Origin of the sequence: Streptomyces sp. NPDC056160 (genome assembly GCF_042268205.1) — a bacterium.
Lineage (GTDB): Bacteria > Actinomycetota > Actinomycetes > Streptomycetales > Streptomycetaceae > Streptomyces.
On the sequence record NZ_JBHJUW010000226.1, the window covers coordinates 1 to 8,930 of the forward strand.

7 protein-coding genes and 1 pseudogene are annotated in these 8,930 nt (G+C 68.3%); 1 reads left to right on the plus strand and 7 read right to left on the minus strand.

Features of this window, described 5'->3' with window-relative positions; all coding sequences use genetic code 11:
- Positions 1 to 80: 80 nt before the first annotated feature.
- The 5 genes from ACFC02_RS40190 to ACFC02_RS40210 form a co-directional block, all read right to left on the minus strand.
- Positions 81 to 4,454: a hypothetical protein gene (locus tag ACFC02_RS40190; protein WP_376367590.1), complete on the minus strand. Its 4,374-nt coding sequence runs from the start codon at positions 4,452 to 4,454 to the stop codon at positions 81 to 83.
- Positions 4,455 to 4,590: 136 nt separating this feature from the next.
- The gene (locus ACFC02_RS40195) at positions 4,591 to 4,764 is read right to left on the minus strand and encodes a hypothetical protein (RefSeq protein WP_376367592.1); all 174 of its coding nucleotides are present in this window, start codon (positions 4,762 to 4,764) and stop codon (positions 4,591 to 4,593) included.
- Positions 4,765 to 5,414: 650 nt separating this feature from the next.
- Complete coding sequence (locus ACFC02_RS40200) at positions 5,415 to 5,924, minus strand: hypothetical protein (RefSeq protein ID WP_376367594.1); 510 nt, start codon at positions 5,922 to 5,924, stop codon at positions 5,415 to 5,417.
- Between the two features lie 141 nt (positions 5,925 to 6,065).
- On the minus strand, positions 6,066 to 6,413 hold the full coding sequence (locus ACFC02_RS40205; RefSeq protein ID WP_376367596.1) for an RICIN domain-containing protein: 348 nt from the start codon (positions 6,411 to 6,413) through the stop codon (positions 6,066 to 6,068).
- 87 nt (positions 6,414 to 6,500) lie between these two features.
- Positions 6,501 to 7,553 (minus strand): helix-turn-helix domain-containing protein, encoded by a 1,053-nt coding sequence (locus ACFC02_RS40210; RefSeq protein WP_376367598.1) that lies wholly within the window; start codon positions 7,551 to 7,553, stop codon positions 6,501 to 6,503.
- A 186-nt stretch (positions 7,554 to 7,739) separates the two neighbouring features.
- Here ACFC02_RS40210 and ACFC02_RS40215 point away from each other — a divergent pair.
- Positions 7,740 to 8,243: pseudogene (locus tag ACFC02_RS40215) on the plus strand (transposase); the annotation flags it as partial.
- An 11-nt stretch (positions 8,244 to 8,254) separates the two neighbouring features.
- Here the strand turns inward: ACFC02_RS40215 and ACFC02_RS40220 are convergent.
- Both ACFC02_RS40220 and ACFC02_RS40225 read right to left on the minus strand, forming a co-directional pair.
- Positions 8,255 to 8,725 (minus strand): hypothetical protein, encoded by a 471-nt coding sequence (locus ACFC02_RS40220; protein ID WP_376367600.1) that lies wholly within the window; start codon positions 8,723 to 8,725, stop codon positions 8,255 to 8,257.
- On the minus strand, positions 8,719 to 8,930 hold a 212-nt coding region (locus ACFC02_RS40225), incomplete at its 5' end, for a hypothetical protein (RefSeq protein WP_376367602.1). The genes ACFC02_RS40220 and ACFC02_RS40225, both read right to left, overlap by 7 nt.

Below are 8,930 nucleotides of genomic sequence, written 5' to 3' on the forward strand. Positions count from 1 at the left end.
TCCGAGTAGTCCTTCATCGCCATCGGCGGTGGTCTCGCTTTCTCCGGATCAAGCAGATCCAGTATCAGCGTGTCCACCACTCAGGGGGAGGCTCCGACCGGGAAGGTGGACATCGAAGTGGTGTTGATCCAGCTGGACATGGCGGAGCGGCCACAGACACTGTTCTTCCAGTCGGGCAGTTCCGCGCGCTCGTCGTCGAGGAGCTTCCAGGTGCCGTCGCTCAGCTTGGTGGCGTAGGTCTGGACGCAGGCGTCTCCCTTGCGTACGGGATCGACGGGGTTGGTGCCCCCGTAGTCGTAGGGCATGCCGCCGCTCTGGTAGGTGGCCGCGAAGGGGTACTCGTCGCAGCTCGCCCTGTCATCGGAGTTCCGGTCGGTGAAGGGTGTGGTGCTGGGATTGCCGTAATTGGCGGCCCAGCCGCTGGGGCAGATCACGTTCCGGTTCCGGTCGGGGTCGTAGACGCCGTGGTTTCGTTCCTTGATGGGCAGGTATCGCAGCGGCGTGGCGGGCACGCCGGGCGTCTTGGGCAGTTTGCTCATCATCAGCCAGGCGTGTGCTGCCGCAGCCGGGGTCTGCTTGGAGTTGAAGACGTATGTAGGGTGGTAGTCGGCGAAGACGCAGCCGGGACCGTCGCTGTTGAAGGCGACGTCGCAGCGGGTGTACGGCACGCCCAGGGACAGCTGGTAGGGATCCGGCTCGGCCTTCTTTCCGGCACCGGTGCTGAAAGCGTCAATGCTCCACCCGAGCAGCATGTGGTCCTGGTTGGCACGGTCGAACGCGGATGTCAGGGGCGAGGTGCGGTTGTAGGTCGCGGTGGCGGTACCCTGACGGGCGGCGCTGGGGCCCGTGAAGAGCAGCGGCTGGTCCCACTGCATGGTGCTCATGTCGCAGGCGCTGGCGCACTGGGGGAAGACTCTCATCTCGATCTGCCCCAGTGCAGGATCCTGCCGGGTGTCGAAGATGTTGAGCTGTTGGGTGATGGTGCGGCCGTTGGGGTCGGCCTTGAGCTGGCCGCTGATCTGGAAGAACGCCTGGCCCACGACGACGCCGTTCTGCGTGAAGGTGAGGCCGACCTCGCTGAGGTCGAGGCAGGCTTCGAACCGGGTCATCATGGACCGGAAGCCGTTGTCGCACCACGGCACAAGATTGTTGTTGTTGCCCGCCGCGCCGGCCGGTGCCACGAGGACGCCTCTGGGTTCCTGTCCGGGCCTGGCGAACGTCAGCCGAGTGTCCTTCGGCGCCGGGCTGCGCCCGCCCGCTTTCAGCTTGCGGATGGTCCAGCACACCTCGGCTCCCTCTCCCCGCTTGGTGCACTGCTTGCCCGGTGCCGCCGGGGCCTGCCGTGCCAGGCCGTGAACGCCGGAAGCCGACGGGGGGCCGGTGGTCGGCTGCAGGACCATCGGGAAGTTCGGGGCGGGTGCGTCGGGCTGAGGGGCGGGCAGGGTGATGTCGACGGCACTGTAGCGGCCGGGGACGAAGGCCACGGCGTCGAAGGCGATGTCCTGGTCGCCGGTGCCGTCACCGGTGATCGTGGAAAGCTTGACCTGGGGGACCGAGTTGGAGAACCGGTAGGTGCCCAGTTCGGCCCACCGGTTGCTGGTGCCTTTCTGATTGATGGTCACATTGCGGGTACCCGCTGAGGTGACGATCTGGTAGGTCGCTTGCGCTGTCTGCGCGCCGTGGTCGGGGAGGTGTACGAACACCTTGGCCTGCCCCTGCGCGATGGTCCGGCCCAGGCTCCACACGCCGGTGGCCTGCATCCGTGAACCGGTGAGGTCGTTCTTGCGGGTGTGGGCGAAGTAGAAGTGGCTGCCGAAACCCGCTCCGAGCTGGTGCAGGTCCATCCGCGCGGAATCCGTACCGAAGTCGAAGCTGAACGAGCCCGTGGTGGGCGGAGGCGTGCAGTTGGGCCGGTGAGCGGGGGTGTCAGGGGGGACGTCATCGACGATCAGCGCCCCTGCGGGCAGTCCGCTGGTGGTGCAGTTCGGCGGGTAGGCGGTGCCGTCGGCCTCTTCGGGATAGGTGCTGTTGAAGCGCAGGGTCTCGTTGCCGCACTCGCCGTTGGTGCAGTTCTTCCAGCTGACCGGCTGGTTCCAGAAGCAGTACAAGTCGCTGCGGGTACAGGCACCCTGTCCCGGTTCGTTGCTGTCGTTGTCGCCGATCTTGCTCGGATCGCACTCGTTGGCGGCCGTGCAGAACAGCGACTCGGACGGCTTGACAGTGGTGCGGTAGTAGTCGTTGTTCCACCATGCCTGGCGGTAGCCCGCCACCATGGTGCCGGGCGATTCCAGGGCCGACAGCGGACGTGCCGCCCAGCCCAGCACCTTCTCCTGGTAGGGCCAGTCCTGTGGGTGCGCGGCGTCGGCGTAGTTGTCTCCGCCGCCTGCTGCCTGCAGGAACGGGCGGCGATTGGCTTTCCAGATGGGGTTGGCGGGGTTGTTGGTGAAGCCGACGCCCCAGACGCCGTGGTTCTCGGCGGTCTTGTCCTTGGGATAGAAGCCGGTGTTGTAGGCCCACAGAGCGAAGAACCAGTTCTCCAGGTACTTCGGGTCACCGTTGTTGATGACCAGGCCTTCGCGGCGGGTTTGGTTCCACTTGTCGATGAGGATGTTGACGCCGGCGGCGATGTTGGCCGTGTAGTCGAGCGCGACCGCCTCCTGGCGCGTCACGCTCATGGCCGTTTCGCCCTTCTTCTCCTTTCCGGCGAGCCGCATCCCGTCGGTGACCTGGGTGACCCCGTAGCCGCAGTCCGCGTTTTCCCAGTGGATGGCCCAGGGATCGGTCTGCTGACCGCTGGAGGCGGTCGAGACTCCGTAGAAGTTCCCGACGAGCGGGTTGCCGGTCACGCCCGGCACCGCCACACGGGAGGCCTGCCACATGTTGGATTCCTGGGCGGTGATGCCGAGCATCACCTGCGCAGGCACACGGCCGCCGCCGTCGAGGTCGTGCAGCGGGAAGAGGAACTGCGGCTGGTAGGCCGCCATTCCCAGGTTCTTCCAGTTTGCCGGCCGGGAGATGAACTTGTTCAGGTTTCCTGTGATCGCCTGGTCCACCGCCCACTCCACCTGCCGGGGCTTGGGCTGCAGAGCCTGCTTGTTCGGGTCGTTGCGGGCCACTGCGCAGTACCGCGTGTCCGTGTCCTCCGCAATCGGCCCTGTCAGCGCGCCCGCCCTTTTGCCTGCCGTGGGTCTGGGTGCGGCCGGCGCGGCCAGGGCCGGTGAGCGGGCGGCTCCCGTTCCGGAACGTTCCAGCACCTGAGCCGAGGCTGTGACCTCGAAGGCGTACGGCTTGCCGACGGTGCCGGGCGCGAGTGTGATGGCCACTGGGCGCTCCGGGGCATTGGTGGCCATCGCGTTGCCGTCCGCCCAGGCGGTGCGTGTCACCATGGACTCGCCGCGGGTGGTGGCGACGGAATCCACCGGTGTCCGCGGCCGTAGTTCCACGGATGCCGGGAGGGCGCCCTTGGCTTTGGCGGCACCGGTGATGAAGACACGGCCGGTGGAGCTGGCGGTGACGTCCATGGATGTCAGCGGACCGGTGGCCAGAAGACTGGACGAGGCTGCCGCGGACGCGGACCGCCCCGGCAGGGCGGTCCGAGGCTTGTCCACAGCACCGGTCAGGGCACGGCCGGGCCGCGGTCCTGTGGCGGAGGCGATGCGCCGCACCTCACCGGTCTGACCCGACGCTCCTGCACGGTCCATGAAGACCACGCCGCCGTCGGCGTCCGGCTTGAGCAGGAACGGGACACGCCGCGTGCGGACCAGCGGGGTGCGCCGGCCATCGTCGGTGATGCGCACCAGCCGGTTGGAGTCGGCCGCCACGATCGCGTCGCTCACCGGAACGGCGGAGGTGACCTGGCCGGCGACCTCCAAGGGCTTGCTCAGGGTGGCGGTGGCGGCGTTCACCTTCAGCAGCCGAGTGGAGCTCTTGTCCAGGCCGCCGGCCTGGGTGAACACCGCGCTCTCCCCGGTACCGCAGCCCGGGGAGAAGTAGGCAAGCGAGGCCTGCCGGTCCAGCTTGGTGACCTGACCGTTGTCCAGGTCGACAACCGCGGTGAAGGCGCCGCGGGCCATGAGCTCGGGCTTGTTGGTGAACGTCCGCGGAGCGTACGCCACGACCGCCCGCCTGCCCGACCCGGTCACACATGCGTTGCCGATCCAGGTGTCGGCGTCGAAGCCCGGTTCGGACAGGGTCGCGGCAGTGTGCCAGGCGTACCCGCTGCGCTTGTCAGCGGTCAGGAGGTGAAAGCCGGCCCCGTCACCGCTGGTGGTCCAGGCGCGGTCGGTCGATGTCTTCCAGCCCTTGCCGAGCACAGCGTCCCGGGACTTCGCTGGTATCTGTGTCTGCTCGTTCTGCGTCGCTGCCGCGGCGGGGACTGGCGGGGAGGGCTCTTGTGCCCAGGCGGCGGCCGGTATCAGGCCTGCCAGCGCCGTCCCCGCGGTCACAGCCGCCAAGGACGTACGCACTCTTGCAGAGAGCGCCATCATGGTCCTCCTGTTCGTGAGTTGTGGGTTCGGGCGTGTCGGTGACGCGTGGGGGAGTGGGGCAGGAGGGCGCGCGGTAAGGACGTGGGGCAGCCGAGGGAAGTGATCACAGCGAAGGGCGCGGCAGCACCCTGCCGCGCCCTTCGTGTGCCACCGTCGAGGTCATCGAGCAGCCCCGGACGCCGGGGTGGGCCTCGGCGCCGGAGGCCAGTGGTCTGCCACCGCGTGTGCTGAGGCGTATGCGACGACGGGCGGCCTGGTCGGCGGGTTGCTGGATCACAGCCCGGATCCTTCGCCGACGGAGGCGGGAATGGATCGCTCGAAACGAGGAGGCCCTGTCGGCCAGGACCACGTCCGGTGTGATGCTGGGCCGGCAGGTCGGCCCGGACACCCGTGACGGGCCATGACCCCGGTGCATACGGGTATGTCACCTGCCTGACCCGGCACGACGACGAGGGCCGGCGGGCGGCACTGACCGTCTGCAGCAAGGTGGATCTCGGTGGTCGGTCCGCCGCGCGAGTGTCCAAGGCCATGGTCGGTAAACTCCCCGGCGTGGGCCCCTTTTGACGGTCCCCGGCAGCGTGCTGGTGGCCATGGGCGAGGATGGAGTCGACCGCAACGACCCAGTCGAGGGTGCCTTCGGCGTTCGGCTCGGGAGCGCAGAGCCTTGAAGACCTTCTCCCAGGTGCCGTCGGCGTCCCGCTTCCACAGACGATTGTGGGCGCCCTTCCGCGTCCGGTAGCGCTCGCGCAGGTCCGGCCGCGCTGTCCGGGCGCGGTACCTGAACGCGAGTGTGTCGATCACTGGCGGTGATCCCGCCACCCTCCCCGCCTCGGTGTCCGGCCTGGCAGCAACGGCTCGATGCGTGCCCACTGGGCGTCGGTCGACGACACACCAACCAACGATCAGATGATCCGGGGGAAATCGGGTCTAGACCCAGCCCGTGCACACCTCCCGGCCGGCGCCGCGCATGCACACGCGGGCCGTGCGGGCCGCCGGGTCGTAGAAGATCCCGGTGTGCCGGATCACCGTGTTGCCGTCCATGCGCTCGTAGGCGAGCTGGTCCACGCGGGACTCGCCGAGACTCTCGCACATGCTGTGGTCCAAGTAGCAGCGCTGGACGAAGACGGTGTAGTCGTACGGGTTGCTGCCCGAGGGATACGTGGCCTTGCCCCAGACGTAGAAGTCCCCGTCGGTGGTGCCGCTCCACAGTTCGACACCGAACCCGCTGCCGTGATCCCGGCCGTCGCGGTGGGTGGGGCCACGCTGCCAGGTCTGGATGCTGGGGTCGTGTCCGTCACAGCCGAAGCCGGAGCAGGAGGTGACGGTGGCAGAAGCGGAACCGGCCCCGATCAGCAGTGTGCTGAAGGCGGTGAGAGCGGACGCGAACGCGAGTCCCGTGCGGGACAGGAGGCTGCTTGTTCTCAGCGTGAAACGCACGTGCATTTCCTTCGGTTGAGGCCTTGCGGCCGAAAGGTGGAATGTCCGGGTTCAGCAGGCGGCGGGAGTGGGCACACCGCTCCGGCTGCCGAGGGGGCGTAGAGCCGGGTGCGCCTGTTGGACGGCAGGAGTGGTGCGGCGTCAGCCGGGTGCGCGAAGCCCCTGGTTCACGGTCGCCCTGTCGTAGCCCCTGGGCCACCGGTGGATGGCGTCGGTGTCGTTGGTCGTGCTCGGCCCCGCAGTGTCCAGCCCCATGCCGCTGTTGGCGTTGCGGAGGGTGTTGACCTGGTCGGCTTCTTCGATCCACTGCGGGTTGGCGCCGCCGTTGCAGTCCCGCTGCCGGACGGGGGCGCCGGCGTCGTGGTACAGCGCGACCTCAGGCCACCTGTTGCGCATCATGTCGACGATGCGGTGAGCGTCAGGACCTCCGCCGGCGGTCGCCGGAGCTGCTGCGACCACGCCGAAGAAGGCTGCGGCGACCGTTGCCACAGCCGCCTGGACACCTGTCTTCTCACCATGGTGATTCCCCCGTGCTGGTGATTGATCCCTCGCCACCGAGCCTAGGAGAGTAGATCGTCACTGTAGTGCGCGCTCAGCGCAGCATTCCTTGACACTCAGCGCACGGAACTCGGATGGGCTGAGTCCGTACACCTCGCGGAAGGTCCGGCTGAAAACCGCCGGTCCGCTGAAGCCCCAGCGCGCAGCGATGGCCTGTATGGGTGCGCGCAGTTCGGGGCGGGACAGAGCGGCGCGACAGCGCTCCAGGCGGCGTCGGCGGATCCTGGCCTGGACACTCTCGCCCGTACCGTGGAAGAGCTGGTGCAGTGTGCGGAGGGACATGTTGTGGTGCGCCGCGACAACGGAGGGATTCAGCTCAGGGTCGCCGAGGTGGTGGTCGATGAAGGTGTGGATCCGCCGCAACAGCGCCTGTGCGCGGACTTCGACGGGCAGGTCTTCCTCGACGTCCAGGTGCTGGGCCAGGCAGGCCGCTGCAAGGTCGGCCGTGATGGTGCCCAGGCGAGCCAGTTCCTCCGGCGTGCACCGATCGCCGTTCTCCACCAGGGACCTCATGAAGGAAGCCAGCATCGCGGCCATACCGAGGCCGCCCGGTATGCGCCGAGCGAGCAGCCGCTCGATCTGCCGCTCTCGCAAGGGCATGGCCGAACGGGACAGTTGGAGGACGACCAGTTCGCCCATGCCGCCCTCGTCAGGGGACTGGGCCACCCAAGGCCGGGAGGTGTCCCACAGCACGAGGTCCCCGGCCGCGGCGTCGCCGTCGTTGCCCTGCTGGGACAGGGCCATAGAGCTCTTGGTGACCAGTGCCAGCTGGTACTGCTCCGGGTCGCTGCGTCTGATCAGCGCGGGAGTGCGTCGTGAGTGCAGAGGCAGGTAGGCGAGCCTCGACATAGCAACGCCGCCCAGATCCAGTAGAGCGGCTTCTGCTCGGAAGCGGGCCGGGCACCCGCTGCTGATCGCGGTTGGTACCACCTCACGCGAGACCATGTCAGCGAACCAGTCGAAGCGTTCGGTCGCGGGCACCGCGCTTGATGACACCACCGTCCACACGTGCTTCCCCCTATTTTCGATCTTCTTCAGGGACAGGATGCGACGGCGGAATCCCGAGGACACATACTTTTTTGGACACGTACGGGAACGTGATCGTCCGGTACCTGGATGGTCCGCCGGTGGAGACGATGGTCGCGCAAGCCTGGGTGGCGTTTTCTGGTCCGGAGGCACTGCTGGGTGTGCGCGTGTTCGAGGCGGAGTGCGACGGTCACCGGCGGCGTGTGATGGTCACCCTCGTGCGGTCGGGGAATGCTGTTGCGCGGTCGTGGGGGCAATCCGGGCCGGGCCTTGCCCCCGGATCTTGGGCACACGAGACACTGGATCCTGGGGATCTTCCTGCTCGGGTTGCTGTCCGGCGTCGAACGGAAGAACTGCTGGCGGCTGGCCGAGCAGGCCGGCCATGCCCGCCCCGGCCCGAGGCAGCGGCTGCCGCGAACCGCCCGCTGGGACGCCGACGCCCTCCGTGACGACGTGCGCGCCTACGTCCACGAGCACCTCGTCGCCGACACCGGCGTGCTGATCGTCGGCGAGACAGGCTTCCTTAAGAAGGGCGCCGCCTCGGCGGGCATGCAGCGGCAGTACACCGGCACCGCAGGGCGGGTCGAGAACAGCCAGTTGGGTGTCTTCCTGGCCTACGCCTCCAGCAGAGGGCGGGCGTTGATCGACCGCCGGCTCTACCTGCCCGATACGTCCTGGTCCCGGGACACCGAGCGCCGCACCCGTGCCAGGGTGCCCGACCAGGTGGAGTTCGCCTGGCTGGAGTGTCAGCCGACCGCCATCTGACGCTCGGTCCGCCACCAGCCGCGCAGGGTGAACGCACCCAGCAGTGCGGGCGGGATCATCATCAACCACATCACCCAGAGGTGCTTCTGGGCGCGGTACAGGTCATCGGGATGCGCCGGGTCAACGCGCACTGCCGTCGGACCGTCGCTCCCGTGGCCGGGGCCGGGCACGTCGTAGGTGCGGCCGTTGACCGTGCTATGGTAGGTGCAGGTGGTGGCCCCGACGCCAGTCACGGTTTGGCAGGAACCCGTCTGGGCCGAAACCGTGAGGGCGGCATGCTGGTTGACGGAGTAGTCGTCGGCCCATCTGCTCAGTAGCAGGGCGAGGACAGCCAGGCAGACGCAGAAGACACCCCGCGCCAGACCGGCGACCAGCGCATTACCGCGCTGCCGCTTGGCGTCGTCCCCCGTGAAGGTCGCGCTGCGCCGTCGCGGCGCCATCGCCATCACCACGACGGCAACCGCGGCGAGCGCCCAGCCGCCCCACCACGGACTGGACCGCCACGGCGTAGAGCGACGACGACCAGCCCCGGCGCCACGACGGCGAGCGCACCCTTCGCCATCAGGCGCACCTGTTCCACCTGTCCAGCCTGGAACCGGACCTGCGCGAAGTGCTCCTGGAGACATACGGCGAGGACGGCCTGCCCCGCAACGCCCT